We start from the raw sequence: 536 nt of genomic DNA on the forward strand, positions 1-536 counted from the left end.
CCCCCCCCGACCAGTTTTATCTTCACCCGCCACGGCGCCCCCCGCCTGCACCACGGCACGCCGCGCCCCGCCCCGCACGGTCGGCCTCGTCGCCGGCGCGGCCGCGCTGCTCGTGTTTCCGCGCGCGGTCCCGGTGCTGGCGAGCGCGCTCGCCGGCCTGGTCGCGATCGGCGCCCTGGCCCGGCTCGCCCTGATCCGGATCGTCCTCGCCCTGCCCGGCGACGAGCCCGCCGCCCTCCCGGCGGAGGCGCGCGCGGCTCCAACCCGGCCTCCCTTAAGCCGACGTTAGGCGCTTTGCTCGAAAACGGCCGATGGTGACGGCCGGACGGGACGCGCGAGAGACATGAGCACGACGCCGAGCCCTTCGGTCGAGACCAGCCCTTCGGTCGCGGCAGGCACCGCCACGGGGCAGGGCGCCCCGCGCGACGGCATCCTGTCGGGCGAAGGCATCGCCGCCCTGGCGCGGGCGGGCGGCATCCTGCCGGCCTCGGCCTTCGCCGCCGACCAGATCCAGCCGGCGAGCCTCGACCTGCGCC

The 536-nt window shown here is 77.2% G+C and carries 1 protein-coding gene and 1 pseudogene; both read left to right on the forward strand.

Annotated elements, in window-relative coordinates:
• Positions 1-289 (forward strand): annotated as a pseudogene (locus FV230_RS29165) (hypothetical protein); the annotation flags it as partial.
• A 54-nt stretch (positions 290-343) separates the two neighbouring features.
• On the forward strand, positions 344-536 hold a 193-nt coding region (locus FV230_RS29170), incomplete at its 3' end, for a 2'-deoxycytidine 5'-triphosphate deaminase (RefSeq protein WP_187275679.1).

The organism is Methylobacterium sp. WL6 (assembly GCF_008040095.1).
In the GTDB taxonomy this organism is placed as follows: Bacteria; Pseudomonadota; Alphaproteobacteria; order Rhizobiales; family Beijerinckiaceae; genus Methylobacterium.